Source organism: Bradyrhizobium sp. USDA3010, assembly GCF_056429065.1.
The window spans coordinates 77661-96503 of sequence record NZ_JBWJZD010000010.1; the positions used below are offsets into that span (position 1 = coordinate 77661).

Annotated in this window: 15 protein-coding genes; 9 read left to right on the forward strand and 6 right to left on the reverse strand. The window is 65.4% G+C overall.

The genetic code is table 11. The features are described from left to right. The first annotated feature begins 80 nt into the window (after positions 1 to 80). From AC066Y_RS17715 to AC066Y_RS17745, 7 genes are all read left to right on the forward strand, one after another. On the forward strand, positions 81 to 1886 hold the full coding sequence (locus AC066Y_RS17715; protein ID WP_478274986.1) for a gamma-glutamyltransferase family protein: 1806 nt from the start codon (positions 81 to 83) through the stop codon (positions 1884 to 1886). 219 nt (positions 1887 to 2105) lie between these two features. After that, the gene (locus AC066Y_RS17720) at positions 2106 to 2816 is read left to right on the forward strand and encodes a DUF1028 domain-containing protein (RefSeq protein ID WP_478274987.1); all 711 of its coding nucleotides are present in this window, start codon (positions 2106 to 2108) and stop codon (positions 2814 to 2816) included. Further along, the gene (locus tag AC066Y_RS17725) at positions 2813 to 3802 is read left to right on the forward strand and encodes an ABC transporter ATP-binding protein (protein WP_478274988.1); all 990 of its coding nucleotides are present in this window, start codon (positions 2813 to 2815) and stop codon (positions 3800 to 3802) included. The genes AC066Y_RS17720 and AC066Y_RS17725 overlap by 4 nt, the downstream gene beginning before the upstream one ends. Further along, positions 3799 to 4881: an ABC transporter ATP-binding protein gene (locus AC066Y_RS17730; RefSeq protein ID WP_478274989.1), complete on the forward strand. Its 1083-nt coding sequence runs from the start codon at positions 3799 to 3801 to the stop codon at positions 4879 to 4881. Before AC066Y_RS17725 ends, AC066Y_RS17730 begins: the two co-directional genes overlap by 4 nt. A gap of 27 nt (positions 4882 to 4908) precedes the next feature. Next, on the forward strand, positions 4909 to 6420 hold the full coding sequence (locus AC066Y_RS17735) for an ABC transporter substrate-binding protein (protein ID WP_478274990.1): 1512 nt from the start codon (positions 4909 to 4911) through the stop codon (positions 6418 to 6420). A gap of 31 nt (positions 6421 to 6451) precedes the next feature. Beyond that, the gene (locus AC066Y_RS17740; protein WP_478274991.1) at positions 6452 to 7393 is read left to right on the forward strand and encodes an ABC transporter permease; all 942 of its coding nucleotides are present in this window, start codon (positions 6452 to 6454) and stop codon (positions 7391 to 7393) included. Between the two features lie 4 nt (positions 7394 to 7397). Beyond that, positions 7398 to 8288: an ABC transporter permease gene (locus AC066Y_RS17745; protein WP_478274992.1), complete on the forward strand. Its 891-nt coding sequence runs from the start codon at positions 7398 to 7400 to the stop codon at positions 8286 to 8288. Between the two features lie 167 nt (positions 8289 to 8455). Here AC066Y_RS17745 and cnbZ read toward each other — a convergent pair whose 3' ends face one another. From cnbZ to AC066Y_RS17775, 6 genes are all read right to left on the reverse strand, one after another. Beyond that, a complete protein-coding gene (cnbZ, locus tag AC066Y_RS17750; RefSeq protein WP_478274993.1) occupies positions 8456 to 9199 on the reverse strand; it encodes a 2-amino-5-chloromuconate deaminase CnbZ in 744 nt (247 codons plus the stop codon). 189 nt (positions 9200 to 9388) lie between these two features. Then, positions 9389 to 12490 (reverse strand): multidrug efflux RND transporter permease subunit, encoded by a 3102-nt coding sequence (locus AC066Y_RS17755; RefSeq protein WP_478274994.1) that lies wholly within the window; start codon positions 12488 to 12490, stop codon positions 9389 to 9391. Between the two features lie 82 nt (positions 12491 to 12572). After that, a complete protein-coding gene (locus AC066Y_RS17760) occupies positions 12573 to 13766 on the reverse strand; it encodes an efflux RND transporter periplasmic adaptor subunit (RefSeq protein ID WP_478274995.1) in 1194 nt (397 codons plus the stop codon). A gap of 1 nt (position 13767) precedes the next feature. Further along, on the reverse strand, positions 13768 to 14469 hold the full coding sequence (locus AC066Y_RS17765) for a TetR/AcrR family transcriptional regulator (protein ID WP_478274996.1): 702 nt from the start codon (positions 14467 to 14469) through the stop codon (positions 13768 to 13770). Between the two features lie 64 nt (positions 14470 to 14533). Beyond that, positions 14534 to 15124 carry a thiamine pyrophosphate-dependent enzyme gene (locus tag AC066Y_RS17770; protein WP_478274997.1) on the reverse strand — a complete coding sequence of 197 codons (591 nt, stop codon included), beginning with the start codon at positions 15122 to 15124 and terminating at the stop codon, positions 14534 to 14536. Then, positions 15121 to 15654, reverse strand: coding sequence for a phosphonopyruvate decarboxylase (locus AC066Y_RS17775; RefSeq protein ID WP_478274998.1), 534 nt, complete (start codon positions 15652 to 15654; stop codon positions 15121 to 15123). The genes AC066Y_RS17770 and AC066Y_RS17775 overlap by 4 nt, the downstream gene beginning before the upstream one ends. Before the next feature lie 207 nt (positions 15655 to 15861). Between AC066Y_RS17775 and AC066Y_RS17780 the strand changes: the two genes are divergently transcribed. Together AC066Y_RS17780 and rocD are read left to right on the forward strand one after the other, a co-directional pair. Next, positions 15862 to 17085, forward strand: coding sequence for a cytochrome P450 (locus tag AC066Y_RS17780; protein WP_478274999.1), 1224 nt, complete (start codon positions 15862 to 15864; stop codon positions 17083 to 17085). Between the two features lie 126 nt (positions 17086 to 17211). Next, positions 17212 to 18426 (forward strand): ornithine--oxo-acid transaminase, encoded by a 1215-nt coding sequence (gene rocD, locus AC066Y_RS17785; RefSeq protein ID WP_478275124.1) that lies wholly within the window; start codon positions 17212 to 17214, stop codon positions 18424 to 18426. Positions 18427 to 18843 lie beyond the last annotated feature (417 nt).

The window sequence follows — 18843 nt, forward strand, 5'->3', positions numbered from 1 at the left end:
ATGTCCACCAAGCGGTTGGCATACCAGCCCGCCTGTGATCAAGTGCGCGCGCCACAAGACCTAGCCGGAAGCGCAGCCCCATGAGCAACGTCAACCCCGATCCGTTCACCACAAGGCCCGAGATCGAAGGCACCTTCGGCGTCGTCACCTCGACCCACTGGATCGCGACCGCCGTCGGAATGGCGGCGTTGGAGAAAGGCGGCAATGCCTTCGACGCCGGCGTTGCGGCGGCGTTCACGTTGCAGGTGGTCGAGCCGCATCTGAACGGCCCCGGCGGCGACGTCCCGCTCATCGTGCACGACGTCAAGCGCGGCAAAACCGAAGTGATCTGCGGCCAGGGACCGGCGCCGGCGAAGGCGACGATCGCGCATTATCGCGGCGAAGGCCTCGAAATGGTTCCCGGCACCGGCCTGCTCGCGGCCTGCGTGCCCGGCACGTTCGAAACCTGGATGCTGTTGCTGCGCGACTACGGCACGATGAAGCTGCGCGACGTGCTGGAGCCCGCGATCGCCTATGCCCGCGACGGCCATCCGCTGGTCGAGCGTGCCTCGGCCACCATCAAGACCGTCGAGCAGCTGTTCCGGAAATACTGGCCCACGTCGGCCGAGGTCTATCTGCCTGGTGGCGAGGTGCCGAAGCCCGGCACCATCTTCACCAACAAGAAGCTCGCGGAGACCTACGCACGCATTCTGACCGAGGCGGAGAGCGCAGGCCACGACCGCGTGGTGCAGATCGAGCGCGCGCGGCAGGCCTGGTCGAAGGGCTTCGTCGCCGAAGCGATCGACAGATTCTGCCGCACCCAGGAGGTGATGGACGTCTCCGGCTCGCCGCATCGCGGCGTGCTGTCGGCCGACGATATGGCGCGCTGGCAGCCGACCATCGAGGCGCCGCTGACCTACGATTACGGCCGCTACACCGTGCAGAAGTGCGGCGTCTGGAGCCAAGGTCCAGTGATGCTGCAGCAGCTCGCGCTGCTGAAGGGTTTTGAGCTCGACGGGCTCGACCCCGCAGGCCCCGACTTCATCCATCTGCAGATCGAAGCCGCCAAGCTTGCCTATGCCGATCGCGAGACGTTCTATGGCGATCCCAAGTTCACTGAGATCCCGATCGAAACGCTGCTGTCCGATGCCTATAACAACGAACGGCGCAAGCTGATCTCGAAAGACAAGGCTTCACTCGACTTCCGGCCCGGCTCGGTCACAGGCTTCGGCGGCGTCGTGAAGCTGCGACACGCCGAAGGGCATCGCGAGGCGGTCGGCGCCATGGGCGCGGGCGAGCCGACCGTCGGCCGGTTCGGCGAGGTGCGCGGCGACACCGTGCATTTCGACATCATCGACAAGGCCGGCAACATGATCTCGGCGACGCCGTCCGGCGGCTGGCTGCAATCCTCGCCGGTGATTCCCGAGATCGGCTTCTGCCTCGGCAGCCGCGCCCAGATGTTCTGGCTGGAAGAAAACCACCCTGCCTCGCTGGCGCCGGGCAAGCGGCCGCGCACCACGCTGTCGCCGACGATGGCGCTGCGCGACGGCGAGCCGTACCTCTCCTGGGGCTCGCCGGGCGGCGACCAGCAGGACCAGTGGATCACGCAGTTCTTCCTGCGCCATGTCCACGCCAGGCTCAATCTGCAGGAGGCGATCGACGCGCCGGCCTGGCACTCCGAGCATTTCCCGATCTCGTTCTGGCCGCGCACCTCGCGCCCCGGCGTGCTGGTGCTGGAGAATCGCGTGCCGAAATCGACCATCGACGAATTGAAGCGCCGCGGCCATGTGGTGGAGATTGGGCCCGATTGGTCGGAAGGACGCCTCACCGCGGCCTCGAAGGTCGGCCCCCGCCGCCGCGCCGCCGCCAACCCGCGCGGCATGCAGGGTTACGCTGCGGGCCGCTAGACGAGATGACCATCGTATCATGATGACGTCGGATCGAATTGCGGGCCAAGCCTCAAACTCCACCTCGCCCCGCTTGCGGGGAGAGGTCGGATCGCATCGAAGATGCGATCCGGGTGAGGGGGAGCCTCCGCAAAGCCGACATCTGCCGCTTTCGCGGAACGAGCCCCTCACCCCAACCCTCTCCCCGCAAAGAGCGGGGAGAGGGAGAAGAGACATGAGATGACCTGGTCGATCATCGCCCGCGACAGCGCCACCGGCCAGCTCGGCATCGCCGTCGCAACGCGGTTCTTCGCGGTCGGCGCCCTCGTGCCGCATATTGCACCGGGGATCGGCGCCATTGCGACGCAGGCGCTGGTCAATCCCTATTACGGCATCGACGGCCTCGCGCTGCTGCGCGACGGCAAGAGCCCGCACGAGACGATCGCGGCGCTGCTCGCGCGTGACGGCGGCCGTGAGAGCCGGCAGGTGCATGTCATGGACAGCAACCGCCGGATCGCCGCGCATTCGGGCAAGGATTGCATCGACTGGTTCGGTCATATCGCCGACGACGGCTTCTCGATCGCCGGCAATATGCTGGCCGGCCCCGCCGTGCTCGACGAGACCGCGCGCGTCTATGCCGCGAACGAGAAGCTGCCGTTCGCGGAGCGGCTGATCAAGGCGATGTTCGCCGGCGAGACAGCCGGCGGTGACAAGCGCGGCAAGCAATCGGCGGCCCTTCTGATCCACGGAACCGAGCAATGGCCGTTGCTCGACCTGCGGGTCGACGACCACGCCGATCCCTTGCGCGAGCTGGAACGGCTGGAAGCGGTCAGCCGCGAACACTGGGTGCCGTTCCGGAGCTTCATGCCGACCCGCGACAACCCGGCCGGAACCAGCGACCGCGCCAGGATCGAGGCCGGCATCGCAGCGGCATCGAAGAGCCGCGAATGACCGCCGGTCCGCTGATCGAGATCGAGGGACTGCGCGTCACCTTCCACGGCGACGACGGCCGCATGACGCATGCCGTCGACAGCGTGGACCTTTCGGTAGCCAACGGCGCCACGCTCGGCCTGGTCGGCGAGTCCGGCTGCGGCAAGAGCGTCGCCTCGCTCGCCATCATGGGGCTGTTGCCGAAGCAGTCCGCCGCGGTCTCCGGCGCGATCCGCTTCGACGGCTTCGACCTGCTCGACGTGCCGGACGCGACGCTGCGCGACCTGCGCGGCAATCGCCTCGCGATGATCTTTCAGGAGCCGATGACCTCGCTCAACCCGAGCTTCACCATCGGCGACCAGATCGCCGAAACCATTTTGCGCCACCGCGGCGGCTCCCGGCGCGCGGCGCGCGAGCGCACCATCGAACTGCTGCGCCGCGTCCATATTCCCTCGCCCGAGAAGCGCATCGACGAGTATCCGCACAAGCTGTCCGGCGGCATGCGCCAGCGCGTGATGATCGCGATGGCGCTGGCCTGCGATCCGCAGCTCTTGATCGCCGACGAGCCGACCACCGCGCTCGACGTCACGCTGCAGGCACAGATCCTCGATCTGATGCGCGAGCTGAAGGCAGCGAGCGGCGCGGCGATCATCCTGATCACCCACGATCTCGGCGTCGTCGCCGAGGTCTGCGACGAGGTCGCGGTGATGTATGCGGGTGAGATCGTCGAACGCGCGCCGGTCGACGATCTGTTTGCCAATCCGCAGCATCCCTACACGGTCGGCCTGCTCGGTTCGATCCCCCGGCTCGACCGCCGCACCAGCCATCTCGCCACCATCGAAGGCATGGTCCCGAACATGGCGACCCCGCCGGCGGGCTGCCGATTTGCCGCGCGCTGCCCATTCGTGGAAGATGCCTGCACCCGGTCGCCACCGCCGCTCGCGCTGCTGAGCGCGTCCCATGCCTCGCGCTGCATCCGCGCGCCCTTGGAGCGGCTGGTATCATGACTGCGCTGCTCGAGGTCGAAGGGCTGGTGAAGCATTTCGTCGCCGAACGCTCGGTGTTCGGCTGGCCCACCGCTCATGTAAAGGCTGTCGACGGCGTCAGCTTCACGGTCGAGGCCGGCAAGACGCTGGCGCTGGTCGGCGAATCCGGCTGCGGCAAATCAACCGTCAGCCGCCTGGTGCTACGGCTGATCGAGCCGGACGCCGGCCGCGTCAGCTTCGAGGGCCGCGACCTCGGCGCGCTCAATGCCGAGCAATTGCGCGCGTTCCGCCGCGACGCGCAGCTGATCTTCCAGGACCCCTACGCCTCGCTCAACCCGCGCATGACGGTGAGCCAGATCCTGACCGAGCCTCTGGCGCTGCACAATCTTGTCCCTCCGGCGGGCCGCCGTGAGCGGGTCGAGGAGCTGTTGCGCCTTGTCGGCCTCGAGCCGCGCTTCGCCCGCCGCTATCCGCATGAATTCTCCGGCGGCCAGCGCCAGCGCATCGCGATTGCGCGCGCCCTTGCGGTCGAGCCGAAGCTGATCATCTGCGACGAGCCGGTGTCGGCGCTCGATGTCTCGATCCGCTCCCAGATCCTGAATCTGCTGCGCGACCTGCAGGATCGCCTGAAGCTCGCCTACATCTTCGTCTCGCACGATCTCGCGGTGGTGAAGCACATTGCCGACCGCGTCGCCGTGATGAATCTCGGCACCATCGTCGAGACGGCGGAGGCACAAGCGCTGTTCGCCGCGCCGCGCCATCCCTACAGCCGCGCGCTGTTGTCGGCGATCCCGGTGCCGAAGCCGCGCGCCAGGCGCAGCCGCATCGTGCTGGAGGGCGAGCTGCCGAGCGCGCTCAATCCGCCCTCCGGCTGCCGCTTCCATACCCGCTGCCCCTATGTGATCGCGCGCTGCCGCAGCGAAGTGCCGCAGTTGCGCGAAGATGGCACCGGATATGCAACGGCCTGCCACCGGACGGGCGAGCTGCCCGGCGCGGAGGCGATCGTGCCGTCCGATGGCGGGTTCTCGCCGACACTGGAAAAGCTGGTGGCGGCGTTCAATGCGGCGGAAGCCTCGGGGCGGCCCGGGGTTATTTCGTAAGGAACGTAGGGAATTAAGGGGTTGGCGATGAGATTTTGGCGCTTGGCGGTCCTGATGGCGGCCCTCGTGACCTGGTGCGGAACGAGCGCACGTGCCGAGACCACGCTTCGCATCGGGCTCGCCGAGGACCCCGACATCCTCGATCCTTCAATCGGACGCACTTATGTCGGCCGCATCGTCTTTTCCGCCTTCTGCGACAAGCTGTTCGACATTGACGAGAAGCTGAACATCGTTCCGCAGCTCGCGCTGTCCTACGAGAACTCGGCTGACGGCAAGGAGATGACGATCAGGCTCCGGCCGGGCGTCAAGTTCCATGACGGCGAGCCGTTCGACGCCGAAGCCGCGAAATTCTCGCTGGAGCGCCATCTCACGCTGCCGACCTCGTTTCGCAAACCCGAACTGGCCGCGCTCGACCATGTCGACGTCGTCGATCCCTTGACTATCAAACTGGTGCTCAAGACGCCCTACTCGCCGCTGATCGCCCAGTTGACCGACCGCGCCGGCATGATGGTCTCGCCGAAGGCGGTGAAGGAAGCGGGCGACAAATTCGGCCTGCATCCGGTCTGCGCCGGCCCCTACAAGTTCGTCGAACGCGTGCAGCAGGACCGCATGGTGTTCGAGAAGTTTCAGGATTACTGGAATAAGGATAACGTCTTCATCGATCGCATCGTGTTCCTTCCCATCGTCGATGCCACGGTGCGGCTCGCCAATCTGAAATCCGGCGGGCTCGATCTGATCGAGCGCGTGCTCGCCACCGACATCAAGGACGTCCGCGCCGACAAGCGGCTCGTGCTGTCGACCGCGCCCGAACTCGGCTATCTCGGCCTCACCATCAACATCGGCAACGACAAGAGCAAGGGGCCGCTCAGCCAGTCGGAAAAGGTGCGCCAGGCGCTCGACCTGTCGATTGACCGCGAGGCGCTCAACCAGGTCGTCTTCAACGGCGAGTTCACGCCGGGCAATCAATGGGTCAGCCCGGTACATCCTTACTATCAGAAGGCCTTTCCGGTTCGGGGACGCGATATTGCCAAGGCCAAGGCGCTGCTGAAGGAGGCCGGTGTTACGCTGCCCGTCACCATCGACTACATGGTCCCCAAGGGGGCCGAGAACGAGGCCGTGGCCCAGGTCGTGCAGTCGATGGCGGCCGAAGCGGGCTTCGACATCAAGATTCGCGTGGTCGAATTTGCGACGACCTTCAAGCAAGCCCAAGCCGGCGAATTTCAGGTGTTTCAGATCAACTGGAGCGGCCGGATCGATCCTGACGGCAATTCCTATGTCTTCCTGCACACCAAGGCGCCGCAGAACGATGGCGGCTATTCCAACGCGGAAGCTGACAGACTGATGGAAGATGCGCGGCTGATCAACGATCCTGTCCAGCGCAAGGCGATCTACGAGAAGATGACCAAGATCGTGCTCAATGACGAGCCGATCATCTACATCTATCACCGCACACTCCTGATCGCGCACACCACCAAGGTCGAAGGTTATCGGCAGATGCCGGATGGATTGGTGCGCGTGGTCGGGCTGAAATTGAAATGATCGCCTCAGCCCAGGGCACGCGGGGCTGCCGATGCTGAACTTCCTCGCCAAGCGGCTGGTTCAGCTGATCCCGACGCTGTTCTTCGTCTCGCTCCTGATCTTCTCGCTGCAACATTTGCTGCCCGGCGATCCGGCACTCGTGATGGCCGGCGAGGAGCGTGATCCGGCCGTCATCGAACAGATCCGCCAGCAGTATCACCTGGATCGAGCGATCCCGGTGCAATACGCCTATTGGGTCAAGGGCGTGCTGATGGGCGACTTCGGCGAGTCCCTGCGCAACAAGATGCCGGTGTCGAGCCTGATCGCGCAGAAGCTGCCGGTTACGATGCAAATCGCCAGCATGGCGATCGTGGTCGCCTTCCTGATCGGCATTCCTGCCGGCATCATCTCGGCGGTGAAGAAAGGTACCGCCTGGGATTACGGCGCCAATCTGTTCGCGCTGTGGGGCATCTCGACGCCGAATTTCTGGCTCGGCATCATGCTGATCTTCCTGTTCTCCGTCGAACTTGGCTGGCTGCCGGCCTCCGGCTACGTGCCGCTCAGCGAAAACTGGCGCGCCAGCCTCGCCGCATCCGTCATGCCCGCCTTCGTGCTCGGCAATGCGATCGCCGCGGTCCTGATGCGGCACACCCGAAGCGCCATGCTGCAGGTGCTCGAGAGCGACTATGTCCGCACCGCGCGGGCCAAGGGCCTCTCCGAGCGCACGGTGATCCTCAAGCATGCGATGCGCAACGCGCTGACGCCGATCATCACGCTCGGCGCGCTCGAGCTTGGCACGCTGCTGTCGGGCGCAGTCCTCACCGAGCAGATCTTCTCGATCCCGGGCTTCGGCAAGCTGATCGTCGATGCCGTGTTCAACCGCGACTATGCGGTCGTGCAGGGCGTGGTGCTGACCACGGCGACGATCTACATCACGCTCAACCTGATCGCCGACATCGCCTACATCCTGGTCAATCCGCGGCTGAGAGGCTGACTAGATGACCGACGCCGTGCTCAGGACATCAGCTTCGCTTGCCACCGCCGAGACGCTGGAGAGCCCGGCACGGCGCGCCGGGCGGCGGCTGATCCGGCGCAAGGGTGCCGTGCTCGGCCTCGCCGTGATCGCGCTCTTCATCCTGCTCGCCGTCTTCGCGCCGCTGATCGTGCCCTATGATCCGATCGCGACGAGCTGGTCGCTGGTCCGCAAGGCGCCGTCGATGCAGCACTGGTTCGGCACCGATGAGCTCGGCCGCGACGTGCTCGCCCGCGTCGTGTTCGGCGCCCGCGCCTCGCTGCTTGCCGGCGTTATCTCGGTCAGCATCGCGCTTGCGATCGGCGTGCCGCTCGGGCTGCTCGCCGGCTATCGCGGCGGCTTCATCGACGCGCTGATCAGCCGCATCACCGATGCGATGCTGGCCTGCCCGTTCCTGATCCTGGCGATCGCGCTCGCCGCCTTCCTCGGCCCGAGCCTCGGCAATGCGATGATCGCGATCGGCATCTCGGCGACCCCGATCTTCATCCGCCTGACCCGCGGCCAGGTGATGAGCGTCAAGGTCGAGGACTATGTCGAGGCCGCGCGCGCCATGGGAAATCCGCGCTGGCGCATCGCGCTGGTCCATATCCTGCCCAACATCCTGCCAGCTCTCCTGGTGCAGGCCACGCTGTCGATCGCGGCCGCGATCATCGCCGAGGCGGCGCTGTCCTTCCTCGGCCTCGGCCAGCAGCCGCCGGCGCCGTCCTGGGGCAGCATGCTCAACGCCGCGCAACGCTTCCTGACCAGCGCGCCATGGATGGCGGTCTGGCCGGGGCTTGCGATCTTCCTGGTCGTGCTGTCGTTCAACCTGGTCGGCGACGGCCTGCGCGACGCGCTGGATCCGAAGGCGCGGTGACCGGTCGGCCGTCCCTAACGCGCGCCATTCTTCCTGTCACCCTGAGGAGCGCGGAACGCGCGTCTCGAAGGGTCGACGGCCACCAGCCGGGCCGTGCATACTTCGAGACGCGCTACGCGCTCCTCAGGATGACGGGACTCGTTGCACGCGCACCCAAAGCTCTTCAGCTAAATCACCACCTCGCGCAGCACGCGCCGGCAATCCATCTCGTATTCCAGATCGACGACCGGCGGGCGGCAGAAGTGCCAGGTCAGGCCCGAGCGCGTCGCGCCGCGGCGGACCAACTCGTCTGATATCACGGGATGGATGTCGTGCACGGTGTAGGCCTGCACCGCTGTCGTCTCCTCCCAGCCGAAGCTGAACTCAGCAAGACGGCGCTCCATCTCGCCGGTGGTGAAGCGGACCTTCTCCCGCCACGCGCCGGGGCTGAGATCGCGGTAACAAACGATGCGGTCGGGGTAGCTGGCAGTGCCACTGCGGGCTTCGGCGCCGCCCGCGATCACGAAGGACGGCGACGTGCTCGTGCTGGGCCGCGTGAACGAGAACGCGTAAAACGACGGCTCGGCCGGCGGATCGATCTCGGGACAGACATTGCTGCGCGCCACCGGATTGATGGTGCCGTCGAACAGGCCCCATTCGGCGAGCGTCTTGACATAGTGCTGGTTGAAGGCGCGGAAGCCGTCCTCGGTAAAGGCGGCCGGCGAGCGCAGTTCGCAGGCGCAGAACGAGGTCAGCGGCCGGCCGGCGTCCTTGATGTAGGCCGCAATGCGCGCAAAACCTTCCGCAAGCGGCACCAGGCGATCGAAGCGCACCCGCTCGATCTCGTAGCCGGCGTTCGCCTGCGCACCGCTTGAATATTGGAACACGGCCGGAATGAACCGGTAATTGCCCGCCGCAAATTCGCTCGCCATGCCTGTTTCCTCCAGATCTTGTGAGGAGCATAGCGCTTTCGAGCGAATTGGTCTCCCGGTCGAGTCAAGAAAACGCGTCAAGCCAAGCAGCGTTCGGCACGCCCATCGGCAAGGCGTTCGCGGGACAAAGAAAAGGCGGCAGTGGCTTTCGCCAATGCCGCCTTTCCTGCGAGCATGAGCTTGGAGGGCTCAGGTCGGTTTCAGTGCGCCGCCGCGGCCTTCGAGTTCGTAGTCGGCGATCTGCTTGGCACGCTCGGACCGGGCCGCGGCCTGGTGGTCGGTCGCAATCACCGTGTAGACCATCGGCAGCACGAACAGGGTGAACAGCGTGCCGATCGTCATGCCGGTGACGACGACAAGCCCGATCGAGAAGCGGCTGGCGGCACCGGCGCCCGAGGCGGTGAGCAGCGGCAGCAGGCCGGTGACCATGGCCGCCGTCGTCATCAGGATCGGCCGCAGACGAATCCGGGCCGACATCTCGATTGCGGAACGGCGGTCCAGTCCCTCGTTGAGTTGCAGCTCGTTGGCGAACTCCACCATCAGGATGCCGTGCTTGGTGATCAGTCCGACCAGCGTCAGCAGGCCGACCTGGGTGTAGATGTTCATGGTGGCGACGCCGAAGAACAGCGGGATCAGGGCGCCGACGATCGCCATCGGCACGCTGATCATGATCACGAACGGATCGCGCAGGCTCTCGAACTGCGCTGCCAGCACCAGGAAGATGATGATGATGGCGAACGCGAAGGTGACCAGCAGCTGGTTGCCTTCGTGGACGTACTGCCGGGAGTCGGCCAGGAAGTCGTAGCTGAAGCCGGACGGCAGCTTCTTGGCTTCACCCTGCAGGAACTCCACCGCCTGCCCCATCGAAACGCCGGGCATCGGCACGGCCTGGAAGGTCGACGAGTTGAGCTGGTTGTAGTGGGTCAGCGCGTTCGGATCGACGCCGGTCTCGACCGTAACCACGGTCGACAGCCGCACCAGCTGCCCGGTCGCGGTCGGGACGTAGTAGTTGTCGAACGATTCCGGCGCGAGCCGGCTGGCGCGCGGCACCTGCGGGATCACCTGATAGGAGCGTCCTTCGAGGTTGAAGCGGTTGACGTAGTTGCCGCCGAGCAGCGTCGCCAGCGCGCCGCCGATCGACTGCATGGTGATGCCGAGGTCGCTCGCCTTAGAGCGATCGACTTTCACCCTGACCACCGGCTGGTTGAAGTCGAGGTCACTGTCGGTGACGATGAACAGGCCGCTCTTGCGCGCGGCATCCTTCAGCTTGTTCATCTGGTCGAACACCTGCTGGAATCCGGCCGTCGACGAGATCACCATCTGCACCGGCAGACCGCCGGGACCGCCGGGCAACGGCGGCAGGCTGAACGCGAACGCGCTGATGCCCTCGATCTTCGACAGCTCGGCCTGCACCAGCGGCTGCAGCGCCTGCGCGCTGCGCTTGCGCTCATCCCACGGCTTGAGCAGCATGCCGGCGAAGCCGCCCTGCGGACCGGTGATGCCGTTCAGGATGAACCGCAGGTCGGTCTCGGGAAACTTCTGGAACTCCTTGTCCATCTTGTCGCCGTAGAAATCGATGTAGTCGATGTTGGCGTATTTCGGCGCCTTGGTCACCGCGAACACGATGCCCTGGTCTTCCTGCGGCGCCAGTTCCTTCTGGATGTGCATATAAAGGAAGCCGACCAGGCCGAGGATGGTCACGGCGAACAGCGCCGTGATCGGGCGGTAGTCGAGCGAACGGTCGAGCTGGCGGCCATAGGCGCGCGTCAACGCGCCGAACACGCGATTGACCAGCTTGGCGAAACGCCCCTCCTCCGCGCTCTTGAGGAAAACCGAGCACATCATCGGCGACAGCGTCAGCGCGATTACGCCCGACACGATCACCGAACCTGCCAGCGTGAAGGCGAATTCGCGGAACAGCGTGCCGGTCACGCCGCCGAGGAAGCCGATCGGCGCGTACACCGCCGCCAACGTGATCGTCATCGAGACGACCGGGCCCACGATCTCGCGCGCACCTTTCAGCGATGCCTGAACTGGTGGCAGGCCCTCCTCGAGATGTCGATGGATGTTCTCCACCACCACGATGGCGTCGTCGACCACGAGGCCGATCGCCAGCACCATCGCCAGCAGCGTCAGCAGGTTGAAGCTGAAGCCTGCGGCCAGCATCAGGATGCAGACGCCGACCAGCGACAGCGGAATGGTGACGACGGGGATGATCACCGACCGCAGCGAGGCCAGGAACAGGAAGATGACGACGACGACGATCAGGACCGCCTCGGTCAGCGTCTTCTCGACCTCGTCGATCGACGATTGGATGAACTTGGTGGAGTCGTAGGCCACCTTCATCTTCATCGACGGCGGCAGGTTGCGCTCGAGGTCGGGGAACAGCGCGCGGACCCCCTTCACCAGGGTCAGCGGGTTGCCTTGCGGCGTCGCCTTGATGCCGATGAAGATCGCATGCTCGCCGTTGAAGGCGACGCTGGCGTCGGTCGACTGCGCCGCGAGCTCCACCGTCGCGATGTCCTCGATGCGCACGAAGCCGCCGTCCTTCGCCTTCACGATCATCCGCTTGAACTGATCGATGTTCTGAAGGTCGGTATTGGCCGAGACGTTCGATACGATGAAGAAGCCCTTGGTCTGGCCGGCGGCCGCCTGGAAGTTGTTGGCGGCGATCGCAGCCGCGACGTCGTTGGGCGACACGCCGCGTCCGGCCATCCGGTTCGGATCGAGCCAGACACGCATCGCAAAGGTCTGGCCGCCCAAAATGTCGGCCGAAGCGACGCCGTCGACCGTCGAGAGCACCGGCTGCACGACGCGGGTCAGATAGTCCGAGATCGCCGATCCGGTCAGCTCTTCGCTGGAGAAGCCGAGATACATCACGGCGATGGTGTCGCCGGTCGCCTTGCTCACCACCGGATCGAAGGCTTCCTTCGGGATCAGATATTTGACCGAATTGACCTTGGCGAGCACTTCGGTCAGCGCCTGGTTCGGATCGTGATTAAGCTTGACGTAGACCTGGATCGTCGAGGTGCCGAGCACCGAGTTCGACGTCATGTAATCGACGCCTTCGGCCGAAGCGACGGCCTGCTCGATCGGTGTGGTGATGAAGCCGTTGATCAGCTCGGGCGACGCGCCGGGATATGACGTCGTGATTGTCACGACGGTATTCGACAGGTTCGGATATTGCCGGATCGGCAGCACCATCGCCGCGCGCAAGCCGATCAAGAGGATCAGCAGGCTGACCACGACCGACAGCACCGGGCGCTTGATGAAAATATCAGTGAAGGCCATCGCCAACTCGATTCGTGTTGTCTGCCGGTTGCGGCAACATGTGGCGGAGGGCCAACCGGCCCTCCGGGTTTCATGATCGGGATTAGTAGCGCGGCGGCTCGGCCGGAACCGGCGGCGGCGGATCGGTCGAGATCACAACCGGCATGCCCGATTGCAGCTTGATCTGGCCGACGGCCACGACCTTGTCCCCGGCCTTCAGGCCCTTGAGGATTTGGACGCGGCCTTCGACACGGTTGCCCGTCTTCACGAAGGTGCGGTCCGCGGTCAGGCTGGTCTTGCCGTCCTCACCCTTCTTCTCGGTGATCAGGAACACCGAGTCGCCGTACAGCGTGTAGTCGACGGCGGTTTCGGGAATGGTCACGACCGGCGGCTTCTCGGGCAGCACGATCGTGGTGGTCGCGAACATGCCGGGCTTGAGGATACTTTCCGGATTCTGGATCGTCGCCTGTACCCGGATGTTGCGGGTCTCGGTCGCGATCTGCGGCTCGATGGTGGTGATCTTGCCCTCGAAGGTGCGGCCCGGATAGGCGTCGACCGCGACCCGCACGGCCTGGCCGACCTTGATCTGCGAGCTCTGCTTCTCGGTCACGGTCAGGTTGGCGTACAGCACCGACAAATCCGTCAGCGACACGATCTGCGTGCCGGCCGTCAGATACTGGCCGACTTCGACCTGGCGAACGCCGAGATCGCCTTCGAACGGCGCGCGCACCAGCTTCTGCGAGATCAGCGCTTCGGTCTTGGCAATGCCCGCCTTGGCCTGGTCGTAGGTCGCCTGCGCCGTATCGACGGTCGACTGCGGCCCGAACTGGCGCGACGCGAGCTGCTTGGCGCGGTCGAGCTGCTGCTCGCCCACGGTCGCCTGCGCCTTGAAGCTGGCGAGGTCACCCTGCTCCGGTGCGTCGAACAACTGCACCAGCGGCGTGCCCGCCTTCACATGGCTGCCGGCGGTGAACAGTATCTCGGTGATGCGGCCCGGCACGTCGGTCGTGACATTGACCTGGTGCACGGCGACGAGATCGCCGACGGCGGTCAGCAGATTCGGAATCACCTCGGTCTTCGCTTCGGCGATCGAGACGTTCGACGGCGGCGGCTTATTGTTGGCGAAGAACTGCGCGATCATGTGGCTGCGGAAGGCGTTGAAGCCGACCAGCGCGCCGACCAGCAGGGCCAGCAACAGGCCTACGATGATGAACCAACGCACCAGGCGGACGGGGCGCTTGGCTTGCTTTTCCTTGAGCGGTTGCCCCGAGATGTGGCTTTCGGTCTGGATATTCATGTCATGCACTTTCTGCAGTTACCGACGGTCCTGCGCTCGGCGACGGCTGGCGGCCCAAATGAGTTGAAATTGCGGCTTCGGTAAGTCCGATGCCGCGAAGAATGAACTGGCAAAGCTGCCGTTCGGCCGCGGCGGCATCCCCATAGGGGAGACAAGGTGTCGCAGGCAGCTGCGTCAGCGCGCCCATAAGCACGGTATGGTGCGCAAACCAGAACAGGTTGAGCGGCTCGTCGCCGATCCGCGTCGCTTCGCCGGCGGCGATCGCGCGCTCGAGCGAGGCGGAGAAAGTCGGACCGATCAGCTTGCCGACCTTGTCGTAGAGCAGGCGCGCAAACTCGCCGTCGTCGAGATGGCTTGTCACCATCAGCCGCATCCGTTGCGCCTCTTCCTGGTCGGGCGCGTCGCGCAGCTGCATGAAATGGCCGACCATGCCCTGCACCAGTTCGATCAGCGTCGCGGTGGAGGGCTCCTGGCCGAGCAGATGCGCGAGATCCGGATCCGCCTCGCACTCTTCGGCAAGGATTTCGGCGTAGAGCGCCGCCTTCGACGGGAAGTGCTTGAACAGCAGCCCTTCCGAAATGGCAGCCGCGGCCGCCACGCTCTTTGTCGTGGTGCCGGCAAAGCCGTTGCGGGCGAAACACCGCTTTGCGGCGCTCAGGATCAACTGACGCCGCAAGTCACTCGTCATGCGTAAGGTAGACATTTGGGTCGTGAGTAATCACTCACTTTACCAAAAGTCAAGGTTCTATTGCACCGCGAAAGTCACTTTATATCGGAGTGTGTCCGATCGACCCTCTGATCCGGTTGACGATGTAGGTGCCGTCGCGGCTGGACAGCACGCGTTCCAGATTGGCACCGTCGATCTTCGCGCTGGCGAACCGTGGCCCCGCCGCAACGTCTTGCAAAGACACGGCAAAAGCCTCGACCTCGGCCATCGTGCTGATCGCCCGGCTATCCCCGATTCCGCAGGCTTTGGCAACACCCACGAGGTCGGCGAGGCCGCCGGTGTGGCTGGCCTGGCCGCCGGTCTCGCCATAGGCCTCGTTGTCGAGCACGATGATCGAGAGGTTTTTCGGCTGCTGCAGCGCGACGGTCGCGAGGCTCCCCATGCCCATCAGCATCTCGCCATCGCCGGTGATCACGACGACCGGCAGCGTCGGCTGGGCCAGCGCGAGGCCGAGCCCGATCATGACAGCGCCGCCCATGCCACCCCAGAGGTAGAAGTTGCGGTCGTGGTCGCCGGCCGCGGCGATGTCATAGGTCGAGGCGCCGAGGCCGCCGATGGCGAAGGCGCCCTTGCGATCCCTCAGCAGTTCGGCAACCACGGCGCGGCGGTCGAGGAGATTGGCTTTGCTCATTTGGTGAAGACCTTTGCCCCGATCAGGCGCTGCGACAGCAGGACGGCGGTTGGCGTGCAGGCGTTGTAGGCTTGCGCCGCGCCGGCTTCGACGACCTCGCGCACCTCGTCCGGACGCGAGGCGCGCAGCACCTTGATCCCCGCCAATTCGAGAATCCCTTGGGTGTTCGAGCCCATCGGCACCTGCCAGGGATTGAACTCGCCCCATTCGCCGCGCATCGTCACCAGCGTGAGGAACGGCAAGCGGAAGATCTGCACCAGCGACAGCATGTTGATGCAATTGCCGACCCCGCTCGACTGCATCAGCAGCACGCCGCGCTGGCCGCCGGCCCAGGCGCCTGCGAGCAGCGCCACGCCCTCCTCCTCGGTGGTCAGCGCAATGCCGCGCATCGACGGCGATCCCAGCACGCGCTCGATCAGCTCTGAATGCCCGGCGTCCGGCACATAGGGCACCTGACGCACCTCGAAGCGCTGCAGAATCGAAAAAACCTCCTCGGGCCAGGAGGCCGCGGTGTCGGCTCGGGCATGCATCGGCGTTTCCGGTCTTGATTGTTTGGCCGCGACTGTAGAGGGGCGCGCGCACTTCATCAAAGCGCAAAACCGCATATGGCTCTGCGATTTACTCGCATCGCGCGGCGTGCGCCGCGGTGATCCCGGTGCCCGCAAATCCTGTTGCGCGGCCGCCGCCCGCGGCTTACGATAGTTGCAAATGAAACTAATGTGGGTTGGATATCCGCCATGGACAGGCACGCGCGAGAGCTGGCTGACGGCTTCGATCTGGAAAAGCTGACGCCTGACTTCTACGCGAACCCCTACCCGACCTATCGCGCGCTGCGCGAGCACGCGCCGGTGAAGCGGCTGCCGAACGGCTGCTATTTTCTCACGCGCTACGACGACCTCATCACCGCCTACAAGAACACCAAGACCTTCTCCTCCGACAAGAAGAAGGAGTTCTTGCCGAAATACGGCAACTCGCTGCTCTACGAGCACCACACGACCAGCCTCGTCTTCAACGACCCGCCGGCGCACACCCGCGTGCGGCGATTGATCATGGGCGCATTGTCGCCGCGGGCGATCGCCGGCATGGAGCCGGACCTGATCGCGCTGGTCGACAGTCTGCTCGACCGGATCGCCGCGAAAGACCGCTTCGAGCTGATCGGCGACTTCGCCTCCGCAATCCCGGTCGAGGTGATCGGCAATCTGCTCGACGTGCCGCACGACGAGCGCGAGCCGCTGCGCGACTGGTCGCTGGCGATCCTGGGCGCGCTGGAGCCCGTGATCGCAAAGGACGCGTTCGACCGCGGCAACGATGCGGTGAAGGATTTTCTCGCCTATCTCGAAACCCTGGTCGAAAGGCGTCGCGCCAAACCGGGCAATCCCGAGCGCGACGTGCTGACCCGATTGATCCAGCGTGAGGACAATGGCGAACGGCTGACCGCGAAGGAATTGCTGCACAACTGCATCTTCCTGCTCAACGCCGGCCACGAGACCACGACCAACCTGATCGGCAACGGGCTGGTGACGCTCACCCAATATCCCGAAGAAAAGCAGCGCTTGATCGCGCAGCCCGAGTTGATCAAGACCGCGGTCGAGGAGATGCTGCGCTACGAGAGCTCGAACCAGCTCGGCAACCGGATGATCGTGGAGGAGACCGAGCTCGGCGGCATCAAGATGCCGGCCGGCACGCTGGTCACTTTGTGCATCGGCGCCGCGAACCGCGACCCCGCGCAGTTCCCCAACCCGGAAGGCTTCGACGTCGCGCGCACGCCGAACCGCCACCTCGCCTTCGGGACCGGCGCGCATCAATGCGCCGGCATGGCGCTGGCGCGTCTCGAGGGCGCCATCGCGATCTCGCGCTTCCTGGCGCGCTTCCCGAACTATGTGCTCGACGGCGAGCCGGTGCGCGGCGGCCGGGTGCGCTTCCGCGGCTTCCTCAGCGTGCCCTGCCGCATCAGCGCATAGAACAGCGCATTGTCCCCTGCGAATTTGGCCGGCTGCACCACTTCCCTGTGGAGGAACTGACACCCACATCAACTGCAGGCGCGGATTGATGTAATCTCTGCTGTGCTGCAGCGGGAGTGACGCATGATGAATGCAACGGTCACTGATTTCCTCGCAACCGAAGCGCAGTTCGGCACCCACAATTACGAGCCGATCGGGGTCGTGCTATCCCGCGGCGAAGGCGTCTGGGTCTGGGACACCGATGGCAACCGGTATCTCGACTGTCTCTCGGCCTATTCGGCGGTGAGCCAGGGCCACTGCCATCCGAAGATCCTGGCCGCAATGATCGAGCAGGCGCATCGGCTGACGCTGACCTCGCGCGCGTTCCACAACGACCAGCTCGCTCCCTTCTACCGCGAGCTCGCGGAGCTGACCGGCTCGCACAAGGTGCTGCCGATGAACAGCGGCGCCGAGGCGGTGGAGAGCGCGATCAAGTCGGTGCGCAAATGGGCCTATGAGGTCAAGGGCGTGCCGGACGGCCAGGCCGAGATCATCGTCTGCGCCAATAATTTCCACGGACGCACGCTCGGCATCGTCGGCTTCTCGACCGACCCGGCGTCGCGCGACCATTTCGGCCCGTTCGCGCCGGGCTTCAAGATCATCCCGTTCGGCGATGCCGCGGCACTCGAGCAGGCGATCACGCCGAACACCGCGGCGTTCCTGGTCGAGCCGATCCAGGGCGAAGCCGGCGTCATGATTCCACCGCCCGGCTATTTCACGCGCGTGCGCGAGCTGTGCACTGCGCACAATGTGATGCTGGTCCTCGACGAGATCCAGACCGGGCTCGGTCGCACCGGCAAGCTGCTCGCCGAACAGCACGAGGGCATCGAGGCTGACGTGACGCTGCTCGGCAAGGCGCTGTCGGGCGGCTTCTATCCGGTGTCGGCGGTGCTCTCCAACAACGCCGTGCTCGGTACGCTGCGGCCGGGCCAGCACGGCTCGACCTTCGGCGGCAATCCGCTGGCCTGCGCGGTGGCCCGCGCCGCGCTGCGCGTGCTGGTCGAGGAAGGGATGATCGAGAACGCGGCGCGGCAAGGCGCGCGCTTTCTCGCCGGGTTGCAGGACATCCGCGCCAACGTGATCCGCGAGGTGCGCGGGCGCGGGCTGATGCTAGCGATCGAACTGCATCCGGAGGCCGGCGGCGCCCGCCGCTACTGCCTCGCGCTGCAGGCGCGCGGCATCCTCGCCAAGGACACCCATGAGCACACCATCCGCATCGCGCCGCCGCTGGTGATCACAGCCGATCAGGTCGACTGGGCGTCAGAACGGATCGCGACTGCGCTGACGCAGGACCTCTCCTGACGGTTCCCTGCGTCGGAAGACCGCAGAACCAGTTGCGATCTTCAAGAACGATTTCAACGTCCATGCGTTGAAGCTCTGCGGGCAGGGATGGACGGAGAGCCACGCTCATGTCTTCCCGGCGCGCAAGACTTATTGTCTTTTTGATTAGTGCCTCAATGCTAGTGGCAAGTGGCGGCGCGTCCGCCCAGCCGCATGTCAAGGGTGGACCGGCGGCACGCCCAGCCGCACCGCCAGCGATGGCGCGTCCTTCCGCACCGGTGGTCCACGCCGCGCCGCCCGCAATGGCGAGACCGCCAGCAATGGCTCGGCCACAAGCGATGGCTCGGCCGGCCGCACCCGCGTTCCATGCCCCGCAGCGACCCGCGATGGCATCACGCCCGGCGCCGCATTTCGCCGCCCCGTCGGTGCGCCAGGCTC